Origin of the sequence: Marinactinospora rubrisoli (assembly GCF_042664915.1) — a bacterium.
Classification (GTDB): Bacteria; Actinomycetota; Actinomycetes; order Streptosporangiales; family Streptosporangiaceae; genus Marinitenerispora; species Marinitenerispora rubrisoli.
Genome location: NZ_JBHTBH010000001.1, coordinates 789,676 through 816,005, shown reverse-complemented (window position 1 = coordinate 816,005; position 26,330 = coordinate 789,676). Strand labels below are relative to the sequence as shown.

Below are 26,330 nucleotides of genomic sequence, written 5' to 3'. Positions count from 1 at the left end.
CTCATGAGCGGGCCTCCAGGACCGCGACCACCGGCTCGTCCGCCGCGCGCGAGCGCAGCTCGCTGCGGGCCAGCGCCAGCAGCGGCTCCGCGTCGAGGACGCCGGAGAGGTCCGCTATGCGGGTGCCGATCAGCAGCCGCAGGGCCGGGGCGCGGACGCCACCGTCGCCGTATGTGGTGGACTCGCGGATCAGCCGGGTCAGCAGCTCCGGGGCCTCGCCCGCCGTGGTGGTCGCGACGCGGGCGTCGGCGGCGTGGAGGCGCACCACGCCGTCCGCGTCGAGCACCCGGACCGGGTTGCGGGGCTTGCGGAAGCGGCGGCGGCGTTCGGTGCCGTAGACGGTGTGGGCGGGGGTGGCGGCGAGGATCTCGACCGCCGACGGGTGGGTCCTGAGGCTGGTCGCCGCCGCGGTGAGGCGCTCGTCGGCGTCGGCGCGATGGGTACGGTCCTGGGTGCGCAGCTCGGTGGCCCCGGTGGCGACGGCGCGAACGGTGTTGGTCTGCGGGTCGACGGTGACCTCGACCTCCACCGCCCCGGGCGCCGCGCCCTGCGCGACGACCGCGGCCTCGGCCTCGGCGCGGACGCCGAGGATCTGCTCCTGGGCGGCGCCCGGGATGATCCGTTCGATCTGCTCGCGCACCAGCGCGAGCGCGACGCCGATCGGGCTGATGACCTCGTTGTGCGCGGCGATCCGGCCGGTGAGACCGGTGGCCGCCGCCAGGTGCGGGGTGACGGCGGCGGCGCCTCCTCCGCCGCCGACCAGGACGGCGGAGTCGCGGTCGAGGCGGTAGTCGCGGATCATCGCGTCCACCACCTCGCGCACCCGCTTCACCCCGGCGTCGAGGATCTGCTCGGCGGCGCCCGCGACGTCGGTGCCCAGCGCCTGCGCCAGCGGCGTCAGCGCGCTCCGGGCCACCACCGGGTCGCAGGCGGCGAAGTCGCCGTCCGGCACCCGGCCGAGCGCGTTGGCCGCGCAGGTCATGGTGATGGCGAAGCGGCCGCCGGCGGCGTCGAGGACCGCGTAGTCGTCCGGGTCGCCGTCGAGCGGGCGCACGGTGGCGAGCTTCGCGTCGCGCAGATCCTCCGCATCGGCGTAGCAGGCGTAGGGCAGGCCGGCGATGTGCGCGCTGCGCGGCCCGACGGCGTGCACGGCCGGCCGCTGCCCGCCGCCGATCCGCACCATCGAGCCGCCGCCGACGCCGACCGTGCGGACGTCCAGCGCGGAGAGGTAGGAGGGCCTGCCGAGGATGGTGGCGTGCCGGACGGCGACCTTGCCGCGACGGATGACGCTGATGTCGGTGGAGGTGCCGCCGGTCTCCAGGAACACCCCCTCGCTGACCCGCTCCTGCATCAGCGCCCCCGCCACCCCGGCGGCGGGCCCGGACAGCACGGTCAGCAGCGGCCTCCGCCGCATCTCGGCCAGCGACATCACGCCGCCGTCGCAGCGCATCACCATCAGCGGCGCCTTCACCCCGGCCGCCGCGATGCTGGAGTCCACCAGGTCGGCGGTGGCCAGCATCTTCGGCATGATGGCGGCGTTGACGACGGCGGTCCGGGTGCGCTTGCGCAGTCCGTACAGCGAGGTGATCTCGTGCGCGGCGGTCATCGGGAGCCCGCACGGCCGGGCCGCCGCCAGCACGGCCTCCTCGCCGTCCGGCAGGTCGACACTGAACGGCTCGCTGGCCACCAGCACCTCCGCCCCGGCGGCGGTGACCTGCTCGACGGCGGCGCGCACGGCCGCCGCGTCGCCGGGGTCGCGGACGTGCGCGTAGCGCAGCGGGAGCCGCTTGCCGGGGGTGAGTTCGAGCTTGGCGAGCCCGGCGAGGCGCCTGGTCGGCACGGATCCGGGGCCGGTGCCGATGCCGATAAGGCCAACGGGGGCCACGTCGCCCTCCAGCAGGGCGTTGGTCGCCTGGGTGGTGCCGTGGGCGAGGAACGCGACGTCATCCGGGGCGCACCCGACGTCGTTCAGCAGCCGGTCCAGTGCCGTCACGATGCCGTGCGCGACACCGTCGGCGTGGTGGTGGCTGGTCGGGACCTTCACCTGGGCGATGAGCTCCAGCGTGGCGGAGTCGATCGCCACCGCGTCGGTGAAGGTTCCGCCCACGTCGATGCCGACGCGGATGCGGTGCGGGGCCATGATGGGGACACCTTCCTCTGTCGTACACGGATCGAGCGGATCGGTGCGGGCCGGTTTTTCGACGGGACGGGTGCGAGCCGTGCCACCGCTCCGCCCGCCCACGAGACATGGCCATCGGCATGCGCCGTCGGCGGCTCCGGACGCTCGGCGGTTCGCCGCCCTGTGTTTCTGGTCGCGCTCACCGCCTCACTCCCCTCCACCGCCAACGCGAAAGGCGCTACGCGCGAGAGCGTCGGCGCCTCCGGACGCTCGGCGGTTCGCCGCCTTGTGTTTCTGGTCGCGCTCACCGCCTCACTCCCCTCCACCGCCAACGGGGTGGGCCTCCGGCATGCGCCGTCGGCGGCTCCGGACGCTCGGCGGTTCGCCGCTCCATGCCCCCGGTCGCACTCACCACCTCGCTCCCCTCCACCGCCAACGGGGTGGGCCTCCGGCATGCGCCGTCGGCGCCTCCGGACGCTCGGCGGCTCATGCTTCACGGCGCTAGTAGCCGCGGACGTCAGGCCAGTGGCGCTGCACGCCGGCCCGGTCGAGCACGCGGGCGAACTCCTCGAACCTCTTGTCCTCCTCCTGAACCTGGTGCGGCCGCACGCCTTCGGCGAGACAGTGCGCGGCGAGCGCGCCGGCGACCTCGCCGACGTTCCACTCCACGGGATGCAAGCGGTAGCAGCCGTTGGTGATGTGCGTGGTGCCGATGTTCTTGCCGGCGGGCAGCAGGTTGCGGACCCGGCGCGGCACGAGCGCGCCGAGTGGGATCTCGAAGGGCACCGACCCGATGTCGATGTAGTTGTCGCCCCCGGTGGAGGGGTGCAGGTCGATGCGGTAGCCGCCGACGCCGACGGAGTCGCGGTGCCGGGTGCCGCCGTACGGGCCCACGATGTCGATGGCCACGTCGTGCTCGGTGACGGTGGTGACCGCCTTGATGCGGCGGGCCTCGCGCACGTACGCGGACTTGGCCAGTCCATCGGCGGTGCCGGTGACGTCGGGGCGAAGCTTCAGGCCGGGGAAGCCGGTGCCGCCATCGGGGCGCGGGGCCTCGGTCTGCAGCCAGTACAGGACGGACAGCGACAGCTCCCGGGCCCCGGCGAGCGCCTGCCGGGCGGTCTCGTCCCCGGCGCCGACCAGGGGCTTGAGCCAGTAGTCGTTGAGCGGCCAGTTGACGAGGGTGACGTCGGAGTCGAAGGCGCCGGGACGGTGCAGCCTCCGGGCGAGGATGCGGCGGAAGCCCCACAGCTCCTTGTCGCCCGCGTCGGCGCTCTGGTCGGCGGTGACGTTCAGCGGGTCGACCTCCGGGTTGGGTGCGAAGGTGCGCTCGACGGGCGCCAGCGTGCGAGGGTCGGGGGCGAGGAAGCCGAGCAGCGGCCCGGGCCAGAAGCCGGGACGGTACGAGCGCCAGAAGTCGTAGCCGTCCGGGCGGTCGACGGTGTGGTCCTCGCCCTCGTGGTGGGAGAGGGCGAAGCAGACGGTGATGCCCTGCTGGTTGAGCGGGTCGGCGGTCTCGGGGGCGTGCGGCTCGTCGTACTCGGCGCGGGCCTCGGCGCCGATGGCGTACTCGACGCCGGCGAGTTCGAGCAGTTCGCCGGTCTCGGTGGCGTCGATGACGTACGGGGCCGTGATGGTGTGGCGGGCGCCGTCGCGGACGTCCTCCACGGTGACGGCGCGCACGGTGTCGCCGTCGGCTTCGGCGGCGACGGGGCGGTGCTCGGTGAGCACGGTGAGCCGGCCGGCGGCGCGGTGCGGTGCGAGCATCGCCTCCAGCACCGCCAGCGCCACCCGCGGCTCGTGGCAGAGCTTGCTGACCCGGCCGGCGCCGGGGTTGAGCCGCGGCAGGGCGAGGGCCTCGGCGCGCAGCGGGTACCAGCGACGGTAGTGCTCGCGTATCCCCTCGCGGAGCGCCCGGTAGGTGGCGGTGACGCCGAACTGCTCCACCCAGGGGTGCTCGTCCGGGGGCACGGCCTGGGCGGTGAGCTGGCCGCCGATCCAGTCGGTCTCCTCGGTCAGGACAGCGGTGCGCCCGGCCCGGCAGACGGCGAGGGCGGCGGCCACTCCGCCGAGGCCGCCGCCCACGATGAGGACGTCGGTCTCGGCGGGGGTGGCGATGGGGGTGGGCATGTGCTGCGTGCTCCTTACTCGTTCCTCGTTCTGGCGGGGTCGCGAGTCACTGGGCGGGCGCCGGGCCCGTGGTGTCCCCGTGCCGGAAGGCGCAGGCCACCAGCGGCGACTCGGTCTCGCCCTCGGTGAGCAGGGCCGTGAGCGCGCGCACGGCGGCGGCGCCGAGCTCGGCCCTGGGGACGTCGAAGCCCGTTGGGCGGGGCCGTCCCGCGAGGTCGGCGGGCGGCGAGCCGAGCAGCACGAGGGAGACGTCCGTGGGAACGTCGAGCGCCGCGCCCTCGACGGCCGCGAGCAGCGCCCGCCAGGCGGCGCCGGTGTCGGTCTCCTCGGCGACGAACGCGGTGACACCCTCGGCGCGCCGCCGCCGCAGCCAGGCGGGAGTGATCTCGGCGGCCGGGTCCGCGGCCCGCATCACGGGGTCGGGGCCGTCGAGCCCGGTGGCGGCGAGCGCTTCGCGGAAGCCGCGCTCGCGGTCGGTGGAGGCGGGCGCGTCGTCGTCTTCCCGGACCAGGACGGCGCGGCGGTGGCCGAGCCCGGCGAGGTGCCGTACCACCTCAGCGCTGGCGTCGACGTAGTCGGCGCCGACCCAGGCCAGGCCGTCCAGCTCGTCGCGGCGGCCGATGTGCACGGCCGGGTAGCCGTGTTCGACGAGCCGGCGCAGTTCGCCGGTGGGTATGTGGCGGCCGAGGAACAGGCATCCGTCGGCGAGCCGGACCCGTTCCAGTGCGCCGGGCGCGCCGGCCTGTGCGCCGCCGGGGCTGGACCCGGTGAAGAGCACCAGGTCATAGCCGTGGGCCGCGGCCTCCTGCTCGACTCCGACGAGAAAAGGATAGTAGGAGTGCTCCACGGCGGTCGGGAACGTCGCGGTGAAGCTGAAGACGCCGAGCAGGTTGTTGCGGGCGGCGGCCAGCCGGCGGGCGGCGGGGTCGGGCACGTACCCCAGCTCCCGGGCGGCCTCCAGCACCCGGGCCCGGGTGTCGGGGTGCAGCGCGATGCCCTGCCGGTTGCCCCCGAGAACCAGCGACACCGTCGTCTGCGACACTCCGGCCAGCCGGGCCACTTCCGCCTGCCGCGGCCGCCCCCGCCGGACCTTCGCGGGCCGCTTCTCGACCATGCGCCACCTCCTTCGCTAATACGCATTAGCTCCCGGCTGTGCGCGCTATCCGAGTGCCGGTGCGGATTAGCCAGCACACTGCCTTCGGGTCACGGGGACCGTCAAGAGCAGCCGCAGGCTAATATCCGGCTAATATCCGCGCTTTGGAAACGGCGGCAGGCGATGCGCCGGAGCCATCGCGATGTCGTCGTCGCGGTGCGCCTGGACGTGGTCGCCGCTGCGCGTCGGCCGCCCCGGCCGGCCCGGGTCCGGAACTCGGCCGGGCGGGACCGCGGTTCTCCCACGGGAGCGTCGTGGACGGAACTCCTCCAGCGCGTCGAACCGGCCGGTGTCCCTCCGCGTCGGTGCGGACCGGTGACGTGCCGCCGGTCCACTCCCCGCAACGGCCGGGCGAGCGGTCCGTCAACGGTTGCGAATCGCGGGGAAGAGCGCCGTCCGGTCCGGCCGGGTCCGGCCGAACGGCTCCTACCGATCATGGAAGCCGCCGGGCTAACCTGGGTCGCCCTGATCCGGTCACCGGAACCGCAGAACGAAAGAGGCCGCCATGTCCTCCGCGACCCTCTCCCCCGTCTCCCTGGCGCAGGTCCGTGACACGTGGCAGGCGGTGGAGCGGGTGCACACCCTGGTGTACTTCGCGCCGGAACCGACGGCCGAGTACCAGGCGCTCGGGGTCGCGACGTACCAGGACGGATACTTCGCGTCACGGTCGGCGCCGCTGGGAACGGTCGCCGCGGACGTGGTGATCGCCGCCTTCTACTCGTTCAGCCCCGAACTCGTGCGCGCCTCGGTTCCGCGCGTCTGGGAGACCGTGTCCCCGGCCGCGATCACCGCCGCCCGGCTGCGCGGTGCCGACGCCGCCCTGCGCGCGGTCGCCCCCACGGACCTCCTCCGCTCGCCCGGCATCGCCGAGGCGGCCGAGCTCGCGCGCCGGGCCGCGCTCTCCGCCATCGAGCAGCCGCACGGCCGTCCGCTGTTCGCCGCGCACGCCACGCTGGACTGGCCGGACGAACCGCACCTGGTGCTCTGGCACGCGCAGACGCTGCTGCGCGAGTTCCGCGGCGACGGGCACCTCGCGGCGCTGCTCACCGCCGGCCTCGACCCGGTGGAGTCCCTCGTCAGCTACGCCGCCGCCGGACGGGCCGACGCGCACAGGCTGCGGACCTCGCGCGGCTGGCCGGCCGAGGCGTGGGCCGCCGCGGTCGACCGGCTGCGCGACCGCGGCCAGGTCACGGGCGGGGACGACGGCCGACCGGTCGAACTCACCGAGCTGGGCCGCCGGACCCGGGCCGAGATCGAGGAGCACACCGACCGGCTCGCCGCGCCCGCCTACGCCTCCCTCGGCGCCGAGGGCTGCGCCCGGCTGGCGCGGCTCGCGGCGCCGCTCGCCCAGGCCGTCACGGACTCCGGGATCCTGCCGGGAACCGCTCGGCCGGCGCCCACCGGCTGAAGTCGGCCGCTGCCCGGGGGGCGTCACCATGCCCCGCGTTCGTCGGCCGCGTCCACGTCGCCCGGCCGGTCGGCGGTGGCCCCGACGCGCGCCCTGACGCCCCTGCCGCGCGCAACCGCCATGCGGCCGGTCCGTTTCGTCCCCCTGCCGGGAGAAGCTCAGGCTGCTGGACGGCGTCCGCCGCGCCGTGGGCCTCCCGGGTGCCGACGGAACGCTCAGCGTTCGGGCGGCGTCACCGGCCACGGCAGGGAAGAACAGGCCTGGGACCAGGCGCCGAACCGCTGCCGGCCACCTCCGACGGAACCGTGCCGGCGTCCCTGCCCCGACCCGAGGAACTGGACGAGCGCAAGCAGGCGGTGCACCTGCTCAACGCGATACGCCCGCACCGGGGACCGGCCCCGTCCGGGCGGCAAAGGCTGCACCGGGACGCGCGTCGAGGCGGCCGTGATCCGGACATGGACGACCGGCTCGGCCCGAAGCGGCGCGGTCCACGCCCCCCGAAGAACTGCGGACGCGCCCCTGCCGGTGCTCCGCACACGCAACGCCGCCATCCAGCTGACTGAACGGCGGCCCGGTCAAGCGATCACTGAGCGGCGCACCCGCCCCTCGGCCACCGCAGAGCGGCGGGGTGCTCATCGGCGACGGGCCGCACATATCGGCCCGCAGCACGAGAAGTGGCACGACCGCAACGGCCCGAACGGCCCGAACGGCCCCGCGAGGGTTGCACGTTCGCCCACATCCGGCTCACCTGGACAAGTTGTTCCGATGTTCGGTGGGTCTCCGGGCATGCAGAGCGGGCGTCCAAGACCGAGTCGTGACGCAAGACCTGGACACCCTCCTCACCGCACTCCACGTCAAGATCGACGACCCGGCCGGCCGCCCCCGGCACCGGCTTCCGGCACGGCACCGTGTGGACCACCGCCCCCGTGCAGTGCGGTCGCTCCCGCCCCACAGTGCAACGCTCCGGCCCGGCCGGACGGGGCCGCACACGGCTACCGCAGCCGGTCCCACTCGCGCCTCTACCGGGGACCGCGCCTGCTCCTGGCGCGCACCCCGCACCGCCTGCCCGTCACGTGGCGCCCGGCCGGCCCGAAGAGCCGGCGAGCGCGCGGCCCTGGCGGCCACGCGGGAAGCAGAACCGCACCCGGCCGCCCGGCGGGGAGGGGCCGATCCTGATCGCCGGCCAGGGCTTCGCCTCCCGGCAGGTCCAGGCTGGACGCCTCGCGCGGGGGATCACGCTTGCTGCGGCCCTCCCTTCAAGCGGGACAGGCCCCGCCCCGGCGAACACCCGCTCACAGCGGTGCGGCAGTCGATCGAGCCGGTCAACGACACTCTCGAAGGCCGGCTCGGCCTGGAGCGCCACGGCGGACGGGTCCTTCGAGCGGTGCCGCGGTCAGGGCCGGCCGGCCGATCCCGGCCATGACCGCCGCGATCCGGCACGACCACCACACCGGCGCACCGGTCACCAGGTCCTTGATCGCCTACGACCACCAGCCACAAAAGAACCACTCGGCTAGGCCACCGCCGAGCTGCGTGGCGCTCATCGGTGATCGGCCGCACACGCCGTCCCCCAGATAGCGACCGGCAGCGCGAGAAATGGCACCACCGCAACATCTTGACGGCCGCGCAAGGGTCCATGTTCGCCCACATCCGGCTCACCGGTCTCCGAGCACCTCCCCGCCCGGCCCGGTCCGACCCTCGGACGGCCACAGGCGGTCCTCGGCGCCGCCGGAGTCCACGTCCCGGCCGTCAGCCCGGCGGCCCGTTGGGCGCGCTGGCCGCCCCGGATCGGCGTCAGGACGCGCGGCGGCGGGGTGGATCGCGCCACAGGGCGTCCGGTGGTCCCTCGGCGACCACCCGTCCGCGCACCAGCACGGCGACCCGGTCGCAGCGTTCGGCCTCGGCCCACTCGGTGGTGGCGAGGACCAGGGTGCCGCCGCGTCGGCGGCGGGCGCGGTCGAGGCAGCGCCAGATCTCGGCGCGGCTGCCCGGGTCGAGTCCGGCGCCGGGCTCGTCGAGGAACAGCACCTCGGGGTCGTGCACGAGCGCGCGGGCGACCTCCAGCCGGCGCCGCATGTCGCGGGTGAACCCGCGCACCGGCCCGCGGACGCGGTCGGTGAGCCCGACGGCCTCCAGCATGCGAGCGGCCCGTTCCCAGCAGGCGCTGCGCGACAGCCCGCAGTCGCGGGCCTGCCGCCAGAGGATCTCCACCGCGGTGAGCCGCTCGTCCAGGTCCCCCGCCGCCGCGCCGACCACGCCCACGCCGCGCCGCACCCGCTCGGGGAACGCCGTGACGTCGAGGCCGCCGACCTCGGCGCGGCCCGCACTGGGCGGTACCAGTCCGCCCAGCATCGCGATGGTCGTGGACTTGCCGGAGCCCTTCGGGCCCAGCAGCGCGACGGACTCGCCGGCGTGGACGGTCAGGTCCACCCCGCGCACCGCCCGCACTCCCGCGAAGTGCTTGCGCAGGCCGCGCGCCCGGATCGCCGCCGTCCCGGCGCCGACGGCGTCCCACCGGCCCGCTTCACCGGCGGCGATCACGGCTCGGGGACCATGATCAGAGGGCGGTAGTATCCGGCCCGCTGCTGCTCACCGATGGGCTCGCCGTCGACCTCGACCCACGCGTGCGCGCGGAACGGCTCGGTGCGCACCCCGAGGCACCAGGTGGGCCACACGCCGCGCATCCGGCACAGCAGCACGGTGGCGAGGGAACGCTGCACGCAGCCCTCTCCCGCGCAGAACAGGCTCACGGCGACGACCGTTTCGCGGGCGCGGCGCGCCTGCACCGCGGTGGCGGGCCGGGCGCCGCGCCGCAGCAGCCGCAGCACCGAGCGGATGCGCCGCGGGGGCAGGGTGGCGAGCACGTGCGCCAGGCCGACCGCGACCCGGCCGGACATCCGGCGCCCGAACGGCAGCCGCCGCCGGCGTGGCATCGCGCACGGGACGCTCATGGCGCCACCAGCCCGGCCCGCCGCAGCGACGCGAGCAACCGGCGCACGTCGACCGCAGCGCGGTCGGGGTGCACCGGATAACGGTCGGCCAGCCGGTCCGCCGCCTCCTCGGCGGTACAACCGTCCAGGAGCAGCCGGGTGACCACCGCGCCGGTGCCGTTGAGCTGGTAGTAGCGTCCGGTGCGTTCGTCGAGCAGCACCATTCCCTCCCCGGTGTCCGCCGCCGAGACATCGGCGCGCAGGGCCAGTGTCATGACTTTCCTTCCTCCAGAGGCCGGCAGCGGCGGGCCGCCCCGGCCCGGCGGGCGCCGCCCGCCCACGGCCGTCATGGCCGCCCGCCCAGGACGCGGGCCGGCACGGACCGGCCCGGGTCGACCTGCGTCGAGCGCAGCCACGCCTCCACCCCGAGCGTGGCCTCCATCTGGCTGAGCGTCGTGGCGCTCGGGTGCACGCCGGTGATGGCCTCGCGCAGCCCCACGGGATCGACGAGTCCGAGCCGGGCCAGCCGGAGATCCTCGGTCAGCGCCACGAGATCCGGCCGGTTGTACCGGAGCCCGGCGAAGGCGTCGGCGCTGAAGTCCCCCTTGGTGCGGCGGGCGAGCAGGCCGTCCGGCAGGACGCCGCGCAGGGCCTCGGCGAGCAGCGGCTTGTAGCGGAACGGCGTGCACTGCTCCTCCGGGCGCACGGCCAGCACGGCGTGCACCACCGTGTCGTCGAGATAGGGGGCGGCCAGCGACACCCCCGCCGCGCGGTACAGCACGGCCAGCGAACGCAGCGTCACCCCGGAGGTGCGCACGGCGGCCAGGGTGGCGTGCCGGCCCCGGGTGGCGGCGAGCGGGGCGGCCGACTCGGCGGCGTCCCGGACCGCCTCGCGGGCCAAGGCGGCGGCGTCGTCGGTGGCCCAGGCGGGCAGGCGGGCCGGCAGGATCCAGCCGAGGTGCGGGTCGTGCGGCCGCGGGACGGGGTCGGTGAGGGCGCGGCCGGCGCGGTCGTAGGCGGCGCGGTAGGAGTCGTGGCCGACCAGGGCGCGGGCGGTCGCGTCCAGCGGCCAGCGGTGCAGGGCGCGGAAGCCGCGCGCGGCGCGGACGGCCGCCCAGGGGCGGACGCGCAGCAGGTCGTGCAGGTACAGGGCGGTGCCGGTGAACAGTTCGTCGGCGCCCAGTCCGCTGAGGTGCAGCCGAGACCCGGCCTCGACCAGGGACGCGGTGATCTCAGGCACCCGGGCGATCCCGCGGACCCAGCGGAAGGGTTCATCGAGCGGAAGCCGCGGCTCCACGAGGCCGGAGAACCACGGCGACAGCCGCTGGGTGCCGGTGATCTGGTGCTCGGCCCGGACCAGCGCGGCGCGGGCCCGCCGCGCCCACACGGCGTCGTCGTTGCCGGCGTCGGCGGCGCCCCAGCGATGGGTGACGAGCCGGACTCCGGTGCGGGCGGCGAGGAAGCACAGCGCGGTGGAGTCCAGCCCGCCCGAAAGGTCGGCGCTGACGACTCCGCCGTCGGCCGCGCAGGTGGCGACGGCTCCGCCGAGGGCGTCGGCGACCCGGTCGGCGCCCTCGGCGAGGGAGAGCGCGGCCTCGGGAGCGCGCCACCAGCGGGCCATGCGGACGGTCGCGCCGGGGGCCAGCACGAGGGCGTGGTCAGGGGGGACGCTGTGCACGTCACGCCATACGCTGCGCTCCTCCAGGGGAGGCGCGGGCGCCGGGGTGACGAGCCGGAGGGCGAGCGCGCGCTCGTCGATGGCGGCGTCGCCGAGCCGGGCGAGGACGTCGGCGCGGTCGGCGGCCACGGTGGCGCCGCGGATCCGGGCGTGGAAGAGCCTGCGAGTTCCGGAGGCGGCGCCCCGCGCCCACACCGTTCCGGCGATGGAGGCCACCAGGTGGAAGCTGCCGGCCAGGGTGCGGGTCCGGTGCTGGATCAGGCCGATGTCGGGGGTGTCGCGGATGAGGGCGGCGAGTTCCGCGGCGCTCGCGGAGCAGCGGCCGAAGACGGCGATCATGGCGGTGCCCGCACCCGCGACGGTGACCTCGCCGGGCGGCCAGCTGCCGATGAGCCACGGCCGCCCGGACGCGTGGGTGAACACCTGCGCGGCGCACGAGTGATCGCCGCCGGGTGGCCGCTCGGACGGCGCTATCCCGCTCCGCAGCCGCTCGGACGGTGCTATCCCGCTCCGCAGCCGCTCGGACGGCACTATCCCGCTCCGCAGCCGCTCGGGCTGGAGTTCCCGCGCCGCCGCGCTGCCCCCCTCGTCGTCGGGGAACACGGCGAACCACACGTGCTCGGACAATCAACACCTCTTATGTCGCGGCTGGTGTCGCGGCGGGAGGGGACCGGCCGGTCCGCGGAGCCGTGGCGGACCGGCCGGTGTCTCCTGACGTCGCGCGGTCCACACGGCTGGGCCGGCCGGCGGGGCACCGGGAGGCGCTGACCGCGAAAGACGGTCGTACGAGGGGCGTACCCGGGCCGACGAAAGGTGCGCGGCCCGCCGGTGTCGGCTCAGGGCCAGATTCCGAAATCCCAGCCGTCGTAGACGGGGAACAGGCCGTAGCCGGTGGTGAGTTCGGCGAAATCGCCGACCTCCACCAGGACGGGGGTCTCGTACACCGGCGTCGTGTCGTACATGGGGATCACCCCCTTTCCGGCGGCGGGCCATCTCGTCTCACCAGTCGAGGAAATTCCCTCCAGCAAATATGGAACACACATGCCACCTGCGCACTTTACCGATGCTTTACCTTCGTGGCGTGCACACCGAAGTCCGATTCCGTCACCCGGTTGCGCCCAACCGAAACGGCGGTATCAGCCGTCACCAATTGCGCGCCGGTGGCGGGTAACCGTCGTCGCACGTCGCGACAGCGCCGGAGTGTCGACGGCGCCCGCGAAGCGGAACGGCGTAATGTGATCATCGACGGCGGCGACCGAAACCGGGATTCGCCGACCGGTCGACCGCCGTACAAATACCGGAATTCCCGCGATGACGGATTCACCGGCGGCCCGTCATGGCCGCCCTCCGCCACTACGTATCGGGGGCCACCGGCCGCGATTCACAGAATTCCCGCCCGCCCTTTTCCTGGTTTCCCGTCGACCCGGAATAGACGGAGCGTATCGGCGCGCACACGCTGCGCCACGACACCGGGTCGGTGCCGGGCGACCGTCGGCCGAACGGCGGTTTCCCGGGCCCCCCTCCCCGGAGGCCCGCCGGGTCTGGCCTAGGGTTGCCGCGTGCAGGTCAGCTACGCGAGCGCGCAGGGCACCGGCGCCCATAACGAGGACCACGCGGCGGCGGGGACGGACTGGGCGTTCGTGCTCGACGGCGCCACCGCGCCGCCCGGCGTCGACACCGGCTGCCGGCACGGAGTCCGCTGGCTGGTCGCCCAGCTCGCCGGGGCGCTCACCGCGGAGCTGGCCGCGGACCCGCCCGGCCGGGAGCACCCGCTGGCCGACCTGCTCGCCGCGGCGATCGAACGGACCCGCGCCGCGCACGGGCCGGGTTGCGACCTCGGCAACCCTGACAGCCCGTCCTCGACCGTCGCCCTGGTGCGCCGCACCGGGCCCGGGTTCGACTACCTGCTGCTGGCCGACTCCGCCGCACTGTTCCGCACCCCCGACGGCGCGATCACCGCGGTCACCGACGACCGGCTGGACCACCTGCCGGGCGGCCGCCCCTACTCGCTCGAACTGGTGCGCGCCGCCCGCAACAGCCCCGGCGGGTTCTGGGTGGCGAGCACCGACCCGCGAGCGGCCCACGAGGCGGTGACCGGCTCGGTCCGCTCGGCCGACGGCCGGTTCGCGCTGCTCACCGACGGTGTCACCCGGCTGGTGGAGTACTACGGTCACCGGTGGGACGCGGTCTGGGACCGGCTCACACAGGACGGCCCGGCCGCCCTCGTGGCGTGGGTCCGCGCGGAGGAGCGGCGGCACGGCGTCCCGCGCGGCAAGCCGCACGACGACGCCACCGCGCTGCTGGGGGTTCTCCCCCCGCCCGGCCGGCCGGAATCGGGCGCCTGATACCGCCGGTCCGCCCACGGGCGCCGCGGCGCGGCGCCCGGGTGGCTACGTGCCGTTCCCGCTCCGCTCGGCGGCCTCGATGTCGGCCGCGGTCGCCTCGACCTGGTCGGCTTCGAACTCCTGCCGCGCGAGGTCGACATGCGACTTGCGGATGATCTCCACCACCTCGTCGGGGTCGTCGGTGAGGTGCATCAGGCCGGGATCGTCGTGGGAGATGACGCCCTCCAGCAGCAGGGTGCGCCGGATCCAGTCGCACAGCCCGCCCCAGAACTCCGAACCGACCAGCACCACCGGGAAGCGGGTGACCTTCCCCGTCTGCACCAGCGTGATCGCCTCGAACAGCTCGTCCATCGTGCCGAAGCCGCCCGGCAGCACGACGAAGGCCTGCGAGTACTTCACGAACATGGTCTTGCGCACGAAGAAGTACCGGAAGGTGACCCCGACGTCGACGTAGTCGTTGAGCATCTGCTCGAACGGCAGCTCGATGCCGAGGCCGATCGAGGTGCCGCCCGCCTCCTGCGCCCCCTTGTTCGCGGCCTCCATCAGGCCCGGCCCACCGCCCGTGATGACGTTGTAGCCGGCCTCGGCGAGCCTGCGCCCGACGGCCTCGCCCACGGCGTAATGGGGGTTGCCCGGCCTGATCCGGGCGGAACCGAACACGCTGACGGACTGGCCCACCTCGGAGAGCAGTCCGAAGCCCTCCACGAACTCCGACTGGATCCGCAGCACTCGCCAGGGGTCGGTGTGCACCCAGTCGGTGGGTCCGCGTCTGTCCAGCAGCCGCTGGTCGGTGGTGGTCGTGGGGATGGCGCCGCCGCGGTAGGTCAGCGGGCCCGCCCGGCGGACTTTCGATCGCGATTCCGTCATGGAGTCACGCTACCCGGATCGGGTGCCCTCGGATCGACGTCGGCGGCACCGGCCGGCGACCAGCGGCGAACGGGACGGTGCGGCGGCCGCGCGGCCCCCGGCACGTCCGCTCAGGCCCCGGTCAGCCAGCCGGCCATGCGGCTCTCCGCCGCCGCGATCGCGTCCAGCTCGACGTACTCGTCGCGGGTGTGCGCCAGCGTCGGGTCCCCCGGCCCGTAGTTGACGGCGGGGATGCCGAGTTCGGCCATCCGGGCGACGTCGGTCCAGCCCAGCTTGGCGCGCGCCTGCCCCGCGCCGACCGTGCGGACGAACGCGTCGGCTGCCGGGTGGTCCAGGCCGGGCCGGGCGGCGGGCGCGGCGTCGATGACGCGCACCTCGAAGCCGTCGAACACGTCGCGCAGGTGCTCCTCGGCCTCCTTGAGCGTCAGGTCGGGGGCGAACCGGTAGTTGACCGTGACCACGCACTCGTCGGGGATCACGTTGCCGGCCACCCCGCCGGAGATGAACACCGCGTTCAGGCCCTCGTGGAACCGCAGTCCCTCGACCTCGGGGCGGCGGGGGGTGTACGCGCGCAGGATGTCCAGCACCTGCCCGGCGTCGTGGATGGCGTTGCGCCCCATCCAGGATCGCGCGCTGTGCGCGCGCCGGCCGGGCACCACGACCTGCGCGCGCATGGTGCCCTGGCAGCCGCCCTCGATCACGCCGTCCGTCGGCTCCAGCAGCACGGCGAAGTCGCCGGCCAGCCAGTCGGAGCGGGTCCGCGCCAGCCGCCGCAGCCCGTTGCGCTCGGCGTCGATCTCTTCGCAGTCGTAGAAGACGTAGGTGACGTCGTGGACGGGCTCGGGCACGGTCGCGGCCAGCCGGAGCTGCACGGCCACGCCGCTCTTCATGTCCGACGTCCCGCACCCGTACAGCCGCCCGTCGCGAACGTGCGAGGGCACGTTCCCCGCGATCGGCACGGTGTCGATGTGCCCGGCGAGCACCACCCGCTGCGGCCGGCCGAGGTCGGTGCGGGCGACCACGCAATCGCCGTCCCGCCGCACGTTCAGGTGCGGCAGCGCGCGCAGCTCCCGCTCGACGGCGTCGGCGAGCACGCGTTCGCCGCCGCTCACCGACTCGATGTCGACGAGCTGGGCGGTCAGGGTGCGGACGTCGGCGCTGAGATCCAACATGGCAGGGCTTTCGGCTCTCGACTGTCGTGGGTTCGTGCCGGGTGCGGGCGGCCGGCCGCCGCCTCGGGCGGCGGCCGGCGGAGGTCAGGCGTTGAGGCCGTGCTCGCGCAGCAGGTCGTTCAGGGCGAGCTTCTCGTGCTCCTGGCCCTCTTCCAGGCGCTTGAGAACGAGCAGGCACGGCACGCCGAAGTCGCCGCCCGGGAAGCTCTTCACCCGGTTCGCGGTGACGCACACCGACCACGCCGGGGCCTCGCCACGCGGCAGTTCCTCGCCGGTCTCGGCGTCGTAGACGCGGGTGGAGGCGGTCAGGATGGTGCTGGCGCCGAGCTTGGCCCCGCGGCGCACCCGCGCCCCCTCGACGACCATGCTGCGGGAACCGAGGAACGCGTCGTCCTCGATGATGACGGGCGACGCCTGCGGCGGTTCGAGGACGCCGCCGACGCCGACACCACCGGACAGGTGCACGTTCTCGCCGACCTGGGCGCAGGAGCCGACGGTGGCCCAGGTGTCGACCATGGTGCCGGACCCCACCCACGCGCCGAAGTTGGTGAACGACGGCATCAGCACGACACCGGGGGCGAGGTAGGCGCCCCAGCGGGCGATCGCGCCCGGGACGACCCGGACTCCGTCGAACCGGGTCTTCAGCGGTATGCGGTCGTGGTGGTGGAACTCGCCGACCTTCGACTCCACCATGCCCAGGACTCGGAAGCTGAGCAGGATCGAGCGCTTGGCGCGTTCGTCGACGACGACCCGGTCCGTCTCGGGGTCAACGAAGGCGACGCGGGCCTTGCCGGCGTCGAGTTCGTCGACCGCGCCCACGATGATGTCACGGGCCTCGGTGTCGTCGGGGGTCAGCTCGGATCGGCGCTCCCACAGCTCGTCGATCGACGCGGGAAGCGGACTGGTGAACGAGGTGGTCATGGCTGTGGAGCCTACTGGGTCCGGCCGGGCCGGATCGAACAGGGCGGGCCGGCGGCGCGGGTTCGCCCCGGGCGTGTTCATCCGCGCCCTCTAGTATCGGGGGCGTGTCTGGTGGGGCCCCGCCCTCCTGCGCGGCGCCGCCCACACCGGCCGGCGTGCTCGGCGAGGAGCGGCGCGGGGCGGTACGCACGGGTGTGCCGCCCGTCGCGGGCGGCAGCCACCAGCCACGCTCCGGCGGCTGCCCCGCCACCGCACCACGCCCTGCCGCGGCCGTGGGGAGACGGGGCCGCGCGTCGGCGTCACCCGTTCTGTCCGTCGAGGCGGCTCCCCCGGCCCGGTTCCGGTCCCGCCCCTAGCCATTACGGTCTGCGTGTGCCAAAGAAGCGTCGAAGAATCTCCGCCTTCATCAAGATCCTCACCGCGCTCACCGTGGTCTGCGCCGCCATCGTCGCCGGCGGCTACTACGTGGTCCGGTCGGTGCAGCGGGTCGAGCTGACACCGCCGCCGCCCGTGTCCGGCTGTACCCTCACCGCCGCGGGCGAGACCGACGAGCTGGAGGTCGAGCAGGCGGCGAACGCCGCGACGATCAGCGGCGTGGCGTTCGGCATGGATCTGCCGCCGCACGCCGTGGTCGTGGCGTACGCCACTGTCTGGCAGGAGTCGAAGTTCCGCAACATCGGGTTCGGCGACCGTGACTCGGTCGGACTGTTCCAGCAGCGCCCGTCGCAGGAATGGGGCGACCCGGAGCACCTGATGGACCCGGTCTACTCCAGCCGCGCGTTCTACGAGCGGCTGGCCGAGCTGTCCGGCTACCAGGACATGCCGGTCTACGAGGCGGCCCAGGCCGTGCAGCGCAGCGCCGACGGCTTCGCCTACGACCAGCACGAGTCGCGCTCCCGCACCATGGCCGAGGCGTTCACCGGCGCGGAGGGACCCGCGGTGACCTGCTGGTACGACACCGAAGCCGCGGACGCGGCCGACGTCGAAGGCGCTCGGGCGGAGATGGACCGGGTGTTCTCGGCCGGTCAGGACCGGCCGGCGGACGGCGCGGAGCCGCAGACCGGCGACCGGCGGTGGGCCATGGCGCTGTGGGCGGTCGCGAACGCCGAGGAGTACGGGCTGACGACGGTCGAGTACGGCGGCTGGCGGTGGACCGCCGCGGACGGCATCGACGGCTGGACCGAGGTCGGGGGCGAGAACGCGGCGCCCACGGCCGAGGACGCCGGGGAGTCCGCGGAGATCGTCCTGCGTTAGGGGGCCGCCGGAGCGCCGGTTCCGGCCCCCTACACCTCCAGAGCCGCCAGCCGCTTGGCCGCCGCGGCGACCCGCTCATCGGTGGCGGTGAACGCGACGCGCACGTGCCCGCCGCCGTCCGCGCCGTAGAAGTCGCCCGGCGCGACCAGGATCCCCAGGTCGGCGAGCCGGGCGACGGAGTCCCAGGCGTCGTGCCGAGGGTGCGCGGCCCAGAGGTACAGCCCGGCCTCGGAGTGCGTGATCCGCCAGCCGGCGCGTTCGAAGGCGCCGCGCAGCAGTTCGCGGCGGACGCGGTAGCGCTCCTTCTGCTCGTCGGCGTGCCGGTCGTCTTCCAGCGCGGCCGTCATGGCCGCCTGCACCGGGGCGGGCACGATCATCCCGGCGTGCTTGCGCACCGCCAGCAGCTCGCCGACCAGCTCGGGATCGCCCGCGACGAACGCCGCCCGGTAGCCGGCCAGGTTGGACCGCTTGGACAGCGAGTGCAGCGCCAGCAGCCCCTCGTGCGAGCCACCGCAGACGTCGGGGTGCAGGATCGACGTCGGCCGCACGCCGTCCCAGCCGAGGTCGAGGTAGCACTCGTCGGAGGCCACGACGGCTCCGCGCTCGCGCGCCCACTCCACCACCTTGCGCAGGTGGACGGCGGGCAGCACCCGCCCGGTGGGATTGGCAGGCGAGTTGATCCACACCAGCCGCACCCGCCGCGGGCCGAGCGCGGCCAGCCCGTCGGCCGGCACCGGAGTGGCACCGGCGAGCCGGATGCCGATGTCATAGGTGGGGTAGGCGAGTTCGGGGTGGACGGCGACGTCGCCGGGCCCCAGGCCGAGCAGGGTGGGCAGCCAGGCGACCATTTCCTTGGAGCCGATGGTGGGCAGCGCCGCGGCCGGGTCGAGCGGAACGCCGTGGCGACGCTCCAGCCAGCCCGCGATCGCCTCGCGCAGCCGCGGCGTCCCGTAGGTGGCGGGGTAGCCCGGGGAGTCGGCCGCGCCGGCGAGGGCGGCGCGCACCGCCTCGGGCACCGGGTCGACCGGGGTGCCGACCGAGAGGTCGACCAGCCCGTCCGGATGTGCGGCGGCGGCCTCCTTGTGCGGGGCCAGCCGGTCCCAGGGGAAGGTCGGCAGCCGGTCCGCCACGCGGCGTCGCCCGCTCTCCGAGCCAGTGAGCCCCATGAACGCTGTCACCTCGATTTCGCTTGTCGCGAACACGGTCGCTGGTGCACCCCGCGCGCCCGGCCGGCGGCGGAGGCGGGTGGGGTCCGCGCCGCGGGGCCACCGCGGCCGCGCCCCGGGCCACCCTCCCGATCATTCGCCACGGGAGAGAGCCCATCCCCGTTCACTCGCCACGGGAGAGAATCCATTCCCGTTCACTCGCCACGGGAGAGAATCCATTCCCGTTCACTCGCCACGGGAGGCTCCGTCAGCCCTCGCTCTGCGGGGGCAACGCGACCACGAGCGGGTGGTCCCGCTCGATCTTGCCGACCTTGGAGGCGCCGCCGGGGGAACCGAGCTCGTCGAAGAACTCGACGTTGGCCTTGTAGTACCCGGACCACTCTTCGGGCAGGTCGTCCTCGTAGTAGATGGCCTCGACCGGGCACACCGGCTCGCACGCACCGCAGTCGACACACTCGTCCGGGTGGATGTAGAGCATGCGCTGGCCCTCATAGATGCAGTCGACGGGGCACTCCTCGATGCATGCCTTGTCGAGCACGTCGACACAGGGCTGCGCGATGACGTAGGTCACGTCGTACTCCTCTTCGGTCTTCGCCACGTTGACCGCATATGCGCATATGGATGTTCGCGGTGTCACATAGCCTGGCGATGCCGGGGTGGTGGCATGCGGGAACGTCGGCCGGTGGACACGCGTTTCGCTGTTTCTAGTATTGCGTTGCTTCGGCCTTCGAGCGTAATTGGGGGTCCACGAGGTGGGGTACGTCGCGCGGCTGGCCGATTCGGTGACACCGCAGGACGTCGGCCGGCGCGTCACTCTGCGCAACCGGCTGCCAGACGGACGGTTCCGAGATATCGTCGGTGTCCTGGTGTCATGGGAGAACGGCGTCCTCCGGGTGCGCCGCCGAGACGGCTCCGTCGGCGAGGTCGCGGCGCGCGACGTGGTCGCGAGCAGAGTCGTGCCGCAGCACCCGCCCCGGCGCCGTGGCGCTCCGGGCACCGGGCGGGATGGCCGGGACCCCTAGGTCACGGTCCGGCGGGGAGAACAGGAGCAGCCGCAGCCGGGCGCGCGGCCCGAGCAGGAGGTGACGGAGCCACACCATGCAGGAGACCGTCGCGTCCGCTCTCGCCCAGATGGCTCGCCTGGACCCGGCCGCGGCCCGCAGCGCGGAGTCCGCTCTGGCCAGCCTCACCGCCGGGCAGGATCTGGAGCGGCTGACCCAGCGCGCGGTACAGGAGTTCTGCTGGTACGTGCTTCCGGCCCGGTTCTCCGCGGAGTCGCAGGACCGGCTGTTCGTGGCGCACTCGCTCGGCCGGCTGTTCTCCCTCCTCGACCTGCCGCGTTACGCCGGCATCTGCACCTCCGACCACACCCGTGAGATCCTCGCCGCCTACGCGCTCGGGCACCACACCGGTGTCGCCGCCTACGAGCGCCGGATGCGCGCCTCGGGGATCGAGCCGCCGGATCTCGCCGAGCTGACGTGGGGCACCGCGCTGGGCAGCGCCGAGATCGAGGCGTACCAGGCCACCTCGGCCGCCCTGGAACTCGCCATCGCCGCCGGTGAGGTGCGGCCCGGCACGCCCGGCTGGCGGGCCGCGCAGGAGCAGCACGCCCGTGTCTTCCTCACCCAGCCCGACGGGCACGGCCGGAGCCGGCTGGACCGGATCCGCGAGGAGCGGGTGCGCGACTGGCTGGCCGCGCGCTCGCACCCGCACCGGCAGCAGTTGTGGCCGCTGCTCGGCCAGATCATCGCCGGGGCCGAGCTCCCGAACGGCGCGGCACGCGCGCTGGCCCCGGTGCACCGGCTGCTCGACTACGCCGACGAAGGCATCCAGCTCACCCAGATCGGCTACATCTCCCCGACCGTGGTGCGGGAGCTGTGCGCGGAGTTCGACTGGTCCACCTCTCCGTCGCCGCCGCGCAGCGAGACCGACGTCATGCAGCTCATCGCGCTGCACAAGCTGCTGCGCGGCATGCGAGCGGTCCGCCGTTCCGGCCGGCGGCTGGTGCTGACGCGCCGCGGCCAGCGGCTGCACGCCAGCACCGAGGCGCTGTGGCGTGCCGTTGCGGAGAGCGTGCTGCGGACCGACGGCTTCCAGCAGGCCGCCGCCGAGACGCTGTTCGGTCTGCTGCTCCTGCGCTCCCCGCGCGCGGGGAGCCATCGGCGGGAGGACGGCGATGGGGTCAGTATCGCCGAGGAGGCCCGTCTCGTGCTGACCGACGCCGGGTGGGAACACGACGGCACCGGCGAGGAACCGGGCACCCAGCAGGTGCGGTCGGTGCTGATCACGGTCACGTGGCTGCTGGAGACCCTGGGCTGCCTGCGCGACCCCGGCCTGCTCGGCGAGGCGCGCTGCCAGCGCCTGACCACGGTCGGCCGGGCGTTCGTGCTGACCGCGATGCATCTCTCGGCGACCACGCCGCGCGCCTCCCTTTAGGCGCCGGGCCGGTGGCCGGCCCGGCTCGAAGCCACCCGGTGCCGGTGCGCCGGCGGGACCCCATAGCCTGACAGGTGGATCACCGGCGCCGGGTCCGGCGCCGACGGCCACCGACACGATCAGCAGGAGCACTGCATGTCCACGCCTGAGTCCGAGACCCGCTCCGCGGCCACCGGGGCCGGGAACCCGGGCGAACCCGCCGAGACCGGCGCGGCCGACGCGGTCCAGACGTCCGGGCAGCCCGATGGCGGGGCGGCCGCGGGGGACGGCGCGGACCGGTCCGGGTCCCGCGATGCCGGCCGGTGGGCGTTCGCGCCCAGCCCGATGTTCGTTCTGCTGCTCGGCATCACCGGTCTGGCCGGTTGGTTCTCCTGGACGCGGGCCGAGGAGAACTGGTCCGACGGCAACGTGGTGTACGCGCCGTTCGTGCTCATCCTCGGGGCGTGGATCGTCACGGTAGCGCTGCACGAGTTCGCGCACGCCGTCCTCGCCTACCGGTTCGGCGACCGTGCCCTCCGCGGCAGCGGCTACCTGCGCCTCAACCCGTTCCGGTACCGGGAGCTGTTCGCCGGACTGCTGCTGCCGGTCGTCTACCTGGTGCTGGGCGGTTTCGGCATGACCGGCCCGGCCGTGCACCTGGACCGCGCCGCGGTGCGGGGGCGGGCGCGGCGCAGCCTCGTCGCGCTCGCCGGCATCGTCGCGAACCTGCTGCTCGCCGTCGCGCTCGGCCTGGTCGTGGGGGCGCTCGTCCCGACGGGGGCGGTCACCAACAACTACCTGCTCGTCGGGCTGATGTACGTCAGCTTCCTGGCCATGACGGCGGCCCTGGTGAACCTGCTGCCGGTGCCGGGGACCGACGGCTTCGACGTCATCGCGCCGTTCCTTCCGGAGAAACTGGCGCGGCAGGGGCACACGGCCGGCGTCTTCGGCTCGATCGCGGTGTTCGCGGTGCTCTGGTTCCCGCCGGTGCACACCGCCTTCCTCGACCTCATGTACCGGGTGATGGAACTGGTCGGCCCGAACCGCGACTACATCGGGTTCGGCCAGTTGCTCTTCCAGTTCTGGGTGGGCTGACCACGGGCGGACGCTGCGCGCCGCGGCGTCACCGGCTACGCGGCGCCACCGGGGCGGGCGTGCTCAGCGCGGTGGCGAGCACCGACACCGCCATGCCGCCGAACAGGAACGCGTAGTTGATCGCGGCCGAGGTGAGGATCACGTCGCCGGACGACGACCAGCTGACCAGCAGGAAGCTCGCCGCGATCCATCCGGCCGCGGGGAGTCCGGCGCCGAGCCGGGTGCCCATGCCCCATCCGGCAGCGCGGCAGCCGGCGAACAGCACGAGCAGGACCAGCGCCAGCGTGCCGGCCGCCAGGCCCTGGCCGACCGGGCCGGTCAGCCACAGCCATGACAGCCAGCTCGATGCCAGCCCGCACACGGTGCCCGCGACGACGCCGAGGACCGCGAGCAGCGTGTAGGCCGCGCCCGCCAGCACGAGACGCGGCAGCCGCCCGGGGCGGGCGCCGGCACGCGGGGGCTGCGGTGCCGCCGGGGTGCGCTGGGACTGGGGCGAGGAGGTTGCCACCCTCGCAGGCTACCCGGCCGCCCCGGCGCGCGCCGACCGGTGGCCGGCTCCCGCCGGACGGGCGGGTCAGGCGAACAGGTCGGTCTCGTACCCGCCCGGTCCGCGTCTGGGTGAGGGCCCGCGCAGCAGCGAGAAGTACTCCACGGCGCTGATCTCCTGCGCGATGCCGTTGGAGAGCGCGAACAGGTCGGCCTCGACCGTGACCTGGGTGGCGTGCTCGCGCAGGGCGAGGACCTTGGCGGCCCAGTACGCGCCGGCGTCCACGCGGGTGGTGACGAGCTCGTCGGGCGTGCCCGGGGCGATGTCCTCGATGGTCTTGGGCGCGCTGAAGGAGCCGGAGTCGTCCTGCAGCCGCTCCACCGACGCCGCCAGCACCGATCGCGGCTGGGCGACGGCGTACAGCTTGCGGGTCTGCCACGGGGTGCCGGGCAGCGCGCGCTCGCCGGCCCTGCCGAAGGCGCGCACCGCGACCCGGTGCGCCTGGATGTGGTCGGGGTGCCCGTAACCGCCGTTGTCGTCGTAGGTCACCATGACGTGCGGGCGGACCTCGCGGATGACCAGCGCGAGCTCGTGGGCGGCCTCCTCGACGTCGGCCTGCCAGAAGCAGCGGGGGTCGTCGTTGGTCGCCGCGCCCATCATGCCGGAGTCGCGGTACCGTCCGGGGCCGCCGAGGAAGCGGTGGTCGCGCACGCCCATGGCGAGGCAGGCCCGGGACAGTTCGCCCACCCGGTACTCGCCGAGGCCACCGTCCCGGTCGCTCGCCAGGTGCGCGAGATGCTCGGGGATGACTTCGCCCTCCTCGCCGAGCGTGCACGTGACGAGGGTGACCTGGGCTCCTTCGGCCGCGTACTTGGCCATGGTCGCCCCGGTGACGATGGTCTCGTCGTCCGGATGGGCATGGACCAGCAGGATGCGGCGATCTGTCATATCCGGGACGATACCTGGCCGGACGCCGCATGTTCGGTAACGCCGTACCGAAACCGGAGGCCAGGTGCGGCCGACCGTATGTGCGCCGCCGGCATGATCAGCACCCCTGCCACAATCGGCTCATGAGTTTCCCTCGCCAGCAGGCCCGGACCCGGCGTTTCACGCTCGGCGTGCCCCGGGCGTTCCAGATCTCCCCGGACGGCGGCCGGGTCGCGTTCCTGCGCGGCCGTGACGGCACCGACACCGCGACGTCGCTGTGGATCCTCGATCTCCGCGGCGGCAGGGAGCGGGTGGTCGCCGACCCGCGGCGGATCGGCCGGATCGACGAGGATCTGCCGCCGGAGGAGCGCGCCCGGCGCGAACGGCTCCGGGAGACCGGCGGCGGCATCGTCGCCTACACGGTGGACGACGCGTTCGAGCGGGCGGTGTTCACGTTGTCCGGCCGCCTCTACTCGGTCGACCTGACCGACGGCGCCGAGCCCCGCGAGCTTCCGGCCGTGGCCCCGGTCGTCGACCCGGTGATCGGCCCACGCGGCGACGCGGTCGCCTACGTCAGCGGTGGCGCCGTCCACGTCCTGGACCTGGCGTCCGGAGCGGACCGGGTGGTGGCCCGGCCGGGGGAACCGAACGTGACGTGGGGGCTCGCGGAGTTCATCGCCGCCGAGGAGATGGGCCGCTACCGCGGCATGTGGTGGGCGCCGGACGGTTCCGCGCTGCTCGCGGCCCGGGTGGACGACAGCGCCGTCACCCGCTGGCACATCGCCGACCCCGCCAGCCCCGAGGCCCCCGCGCAGGTCATGGCCTACCCGGCGGCCGGCACCGCCAACGCCGACGTGCGGCTGGCCGTGCTGCCGCTCGCGGGCGACGGCCCGGCCGAGCCCGTCTGGGTGGAGTGGGACCGCGCCGCGCTGCCGTACGTGGCGTCGGCCGGCTGGCAGGCCGCGTCCGGGGACGGGCCGGCCGAGCCGGTCCTGGTGGTGCAGAGCCGCGACCAGCGCACGCTGCAGCGGCTCGCCGCCGACGCCGGCACCGGGCGGACCCGGCTGCTCGGCGAGGAGACGCACGAGGCGTGGGTGGAGGTGCCCTCGGGGGTACCCGCCGTCACCGACGGCGGCGCCGCCGTGTGGATCGGGGTGCGGGACGGCCAGCAGCGGCTGATCATCGGTGAGGACCCGGTGACGCCGCCCGGGCTGTACGTGCGCGCGGTCGGCGACATCGACGGTGACACGGTGCTGTTCACCGCCTCGGAGAACCCGGTCGAGATCGATCTGTGGAGTTTCGGCCCCGCAGACGGGCCGCGCCGGCTGACCAGGCCCAACGGGGTGCACGCGGGGCGGCTGCGCGGCGGCACGCTCGTCGTTCAGCGCAGGTCGCTGGACGGCACCGAGGTGGAGACCCGGGTACGGCGCGGTGGCGAGACGGTGGCGGAGATCGCGAGTTTCGCCGAGCGGCCGGAGCTGCCGGACTTCACGGTGACACTGCTCGCCACCGGTGAGCGGCGGCTGCGCACCGCGGTGCTGCTGCCGTCCTGGCACGAGCGGGGCTCCGGTCCGCTGCCGGTGCTCATGGACCCCTACGGCGGCCCGCACGCGCAGCGGGTCCTGGCGGCGCGCGGCGCGTACCTGACCTCCCAGTGGTTCGCCGAGCAGGGGTTCGCGGTGGTGGTGGCGGACGGCCGCGGCAGCCCCGGTCGCGACCCCGAGTGGGAGTACACCCTGCGGGGCGACCTCGCCGGACCGCCGCTGGCGGACCAGGTGGACGCGCTGCACGACGCCGCCGAGCGCGTCCCGGACCTGGACCTGGAGCGGGTGGCGATCCGCGGCTGGTCGTTCGGCGGCTACCTGGCGGCGCTGGCCGTGCTGCGCCGGCCCGACGTGTTCCACGCGGCGGTGGCCGGGGCGCCGGTCACCGACTGGAGGCTGTACGACACGCATTACACGGAGCGCTACCTGGGGATGCCGCAGCAGGAGGAGGCGGCGTACCGGGACAGCTCGCTGCTGGCCGACGCGGGTCGGCTGAGCCGGCCGCTGATGCTGATCCACGGCCTGGCCGACGACAACGTGGTGTTCGCCCACTCGCAGCGGCTCTCCTCGGCGCTGCTGGCGGCGGGACGCCCGCACACGGTGCTGCCGCTCTCGGGCATCACGCACATGCCCACCGAGGAATCCACCGCCGAGAACCTGCTCGTGCTGCAGGTGGAGTTCCTGCGCTCGGCCCTGGGCCTGGGGGCCACCTCCTGAGG

General features: G+C 74.5%; 22 protein-coding genes. 7 read left to right on the top strand and 15 right to left on the bottom strand.

Going from position 1 to position 26,330, the window contains the following annotated elements; all coding sequences use genetic code 11:
- Position 1: 1 nt before the first annotated feature.
- The 3 genes from ACFQRF_RS03650 to ACFQRF_RS03640 form a co-directional block, all read right to left on the bottom strand.
- Positions 2–2,140 (bottom strand): hydantoinase/oxoprolinase family protein, encoded by a 2,139-nt coding sequence (locus tag ACFQRF_RS03650; RefSeq protein WP_379868753.1) that lies wholly within the window; start codon positions 2,138–2,140, stop codon positions 2–4.
- Positions 2,141–2,620: 480 nt separating this feature from the next.
- The gene (locus ACFQRF_RS03645) at positions 2,621–4,249 is read right to left on the bottom strand and encodes an FAD-dependent oxidoreductase (RefSeq protein WP_379868751.1); all 1,629 of its coding nucleotides are present in this window, start codon (positions 4,247–4,249) and stop codon (positions 2,621–2,623) included.
- Positions 4,250–4,295: 46 nt separating this feature from the next.
- Positions 4,296–5,363: a LacI family DNA-binding transcriptional regulator gene (locus ACFQRF_RS03640; protein WP_379868749.1), complete on the bottom strand. Its 1,068-nt coding sequence runs from the start codon at positions 5,361–5,363 to the stop codon at positions 4,296–4,298.
- A 544-nt stretch (positions 5,364–5,907) separates the two neighbouring features.
- On the opposite strand from ACFQRF_RS03640, the gene ACFQRF_RS03635 reads away from it, so the two are divergent.
- Entirely contained in the window at positions 5,908–6,810 is a 903-nt protein-coding gene (locus tag ACFQRF_RS03635) for an SCO6745 family protein (protein ID WP_379868748.1), read from the top strand.
- A 1,794-nt stretch (positions 6,811–8,604) separates the two neighbouring features.
- On the opposite strand, the gene ACFQRF_RS03630 is transcribed toward ACFQRF_RS03635, so the two are convergent.
- From ACFQRF_RS03630 to ACFQRF_RS03610, 5 genes are all read right to left on the bottom strand, one after another.
- The gene (locus ACFQRF_RS03630) at positions 8,605–9,351 is read right to left on the bottom strand and encodes an ABC transporter ATP-binding protein (protein WP_379868746.1); all 747 of its coding nucleotides are present in this window, start codon (positions 9,349–9,351) and stop codon (positions 8,605–8,607) included.
- The gene (locus ACFQRF_RS03625) at positions 9,348–9,761 is read right to left on the bottom strand and encodes a lasso peptide biosynthesis B2 protein (protein ID WP_379868744.1); all 414 of its coding nucleotides are present in this window, start codon (positions 9,759–9,761) and stop codon (positions 9,348–9,350) included. The genes ACFQRF_RS03630 and ACFQRF_RS03625 overlap by 4 nt, the downstream gene beginning before the upstream one ends.
- Positions 9,758–10,015 (bottom strand): lasso peptide biosynthesis PqqD family chaperone, encoded by a 258-nt coding sequence (locus ACFQRF_RS03620; RefSeq protein WP_379868742.1) that lies wholly within the window; start codon positions 10,013–10,015, stop codon positions 9,758–9,760. The genes ACFQRF_RS03625 and ACFQRF_RS03620 overlap by 4 nt, the downstream gene beginning before the upstream one ends.
- Before the next feature lie 71 nt (positions 10,016–10,086).
- Positions 10,087–12,045 (bottom strand): asparagine synthase-related protein, encoded by a 1,959-nt coding sequence (locus tag ACFQRF_RS03615; protein ID WP_379868740.1) that lies wholly within the window; start codon positions 12,043–12,045, stop codon positions 10,087–10,089.
- 209 nt (positions 12,046–12,254) lie between these two features.
- On the bottom strand, positions 12,255–12,380 hold the full coding sequence (locus tag ACFQRF_RS03610; protein ID WP_379868738.1) for a lasso RiPP family leader peptide-containing protein: 126 nt from the start codon (positions 12,378–12,380) through the stop codon (positions 12,255–12,257).
- Positions 12,381–12,977: 597 nt separating this feature from the next.
- Here ACFQRF_RS03610 and ACFQRF_RS03605 point away from each other — a divergent pair.
- Entirely contained in the window at positions 12,978–13,763 is a 786-nt protein-coding gene (locus ACFQRF_RS03605) for a protein phosphatase 2C domain-containing protein (RefSeq protein ID WP_379868736.1), read from the top strand.
- A gap of 45 nt (positions 13,764–13,808) precedes the next feature.
- Here ACFQRF_RS03605 and ACFQRF_RS03600 read toward each other — a convergent pair whose 3' ends face one another.
- The 3 genes from ACFQRF_RS03600 to ACFQRF_RS03590 form a co-directional block, all read right to left on the bottom strand.
- Positions 13,809–14,630, bottom strand: coding sequence for an LOG family protein (locus ACFQRF_RS03600; protein WP_379868734.1), 822 nt, complete (start codon positions 14,628–14,630; stop codon positions 13,809–13,811).
- 110 nt (positions 14,631–14,740) lie between these two features.
- The gene (gene dapE / locus ACFQRF_RS03595) at positions 14,741–15,802 is read right to left on the bottom strand and encodes a succinyl-diaminopimelate desuccinylase (protein ID WP_379868732.1); all 1,062 of its coding nucleotides are present in this window, start codon (positions 15,800–15,802) and stop codon (positions 14,741–14,743) included.
- 84 nt (positions 15,803–15,886) lie between these two features.
- Positions 15,887–16,723 (bottom strand): 2,3,4,5-tetrahydropyridine-2,6-dicarboxylate N-succinyltransferase, encoded by an 837-nt coding sequence (locus tag ACFQRF_RS03590; RefSeq protein WP_379868730.1) that lies wholly within the window; start codon positions 16,721–16,723, stop codon positions 15,887–15,889.
- 372 nt (positions 16,724–17,095) lie between these two features.
- Between ACFQRF_RS03590 and ACFQRF_RS03585 the strand changes: the two genes are divergently transcribed.
- Positions 17,096–17,977: a hypothetical protein gene (locus ACFQRF_RS03585; RefSeq protein WP_379868728.1), complete on the top strand. Its 882-nt coding sequence runs from the start codon at positions 17,096–17,098 to the stop codon at positions 17,975–17,977.
- 29 nt (positions 17,978–18,006) lie between these two features.
- Here the strand turns inward: ACFQRF_RS03585 and dapC are convergent, their stop codons facing one another.
- Together dapC and fdxA are read right to left on the bottom strand one after the other, a co-directional pair.
- Positions 18,007–19,143, bottom strand: coding sequence for a succinyldiaminopimelate transaminase (gene dapC / locus ACFQRF_RS03580; RefSeq protein WP_379868727.1), 1,137 nt, complete (start codon positions 19,141–19,143; stop codon positions 18,007–18,009).
- 247 nt (positions 19,144–19,390) lie between these two features.
- A complete protein-coding gene (gene fdxA, locus ACFQRF_RS03575) occupies positions 19,391–19,714 on the bottom strand; it encodes a ferredoxin (RefSeq protein ID WP_379869036.1) in 324 nt (107 codons plus the stop codon).
- A 181-nt stretch (positions 19,715–19,895) separates the two neighbouring features.
- Here fdxA and ACFQRF_RS03570 point away from each other — a divergent pair, with 181 nt between their 5' ends.
- From ACFQRF_RS03570 to ACFQRF_RS03560, 3 genes are all read left to right on the top strand, one after another.
- Complete coding sequence (locus ACFQRF_RS03570) at positions 19,896–20,165, top strand: putative acetyltransferase (RefSeq protein ID WP_379869035.1); 270 nt, start codon at positions 19,896–19,898, stop codon at positions 20,163–20,165.
- A gap of 76 nt (positions 20,166–20,241) precedes the next feature.
- The gene (locus ACFQRF_RS03565) at positions 20,242–21,579 is read left to right on the top strand and encodes a hypothetical protein (RefSeq protein WP_379868726.1); all 1,338 of its coding nucleotides are present in this window, start codon (positions 20,242–20,244) and stop codon (positions 21,577–21,579) included.
- A gap of 135 nt (positions 21,580–21,714) precedes the next feature.
- Positions 21,715–22,653: a site-2 protease family protein gene (locus ACFQRF_RS03560; RefSeq protein ID WP_379868724.1), complete on the top strand. Its 939-nt coding sequence runs from the start codon at positions 21,715–21,717 to the stop codon at positions 22,651–22,653.
- 28 nt (positions 22,654–22,681) lie between these two features.
- Here the strand turns inward: ACFQRF_RS03560 and ACFQRF_RS03555 are convergent, their stop codons facing one another.
- Both ACFQRF_RS03555 and mshB read right to left on the bottom strand, forming a co-directional pair.
- Complete coding sequence (locus ACFQRF_RS03555) at positions 22,682–23,161, bottom strand: DUF6113 family protein (protein ID WP_379868723.1); 480 nt, start codon at positions 23,159–23,161, stop codon at positions 22,682–22,684.
- A gap of 66 nt (positions 23,162–23,227) precedes the next feature.
- The gene (gene mshB / locus ACFQRF_RS03550) at positions 23,228–24,088 is read right to left on the bottom strand and encodes an N-acetyl-1-D-myo-inositol-2-amino-2-deoxy-alpha-D-glucopyranoside deacetylase (protein WP_379868721.1); all 861 of its coding nucleotides are present in this window, start codon (positions 24,086–24,088) and stop codon (positions 23,228–23,230) included.
- A gap of 122 nt (positions 24,089–24,210) precedes the next feature.
- Between mshB and ACFQRF_RS03545 the strand changes: the two genes are divergently transcribed.
- A complete protein-coding gene (locus ACFQRF_RS03545; RefSeq protein WP_379868720.1) occupies positions 24,211–26,328 on the top strand; it encodes a S9 family peptidase in 2,118 nt (705 codons plus the stop codon).
- Positions 26,329–26,330 lie beyond the last annotated feature (2 nt).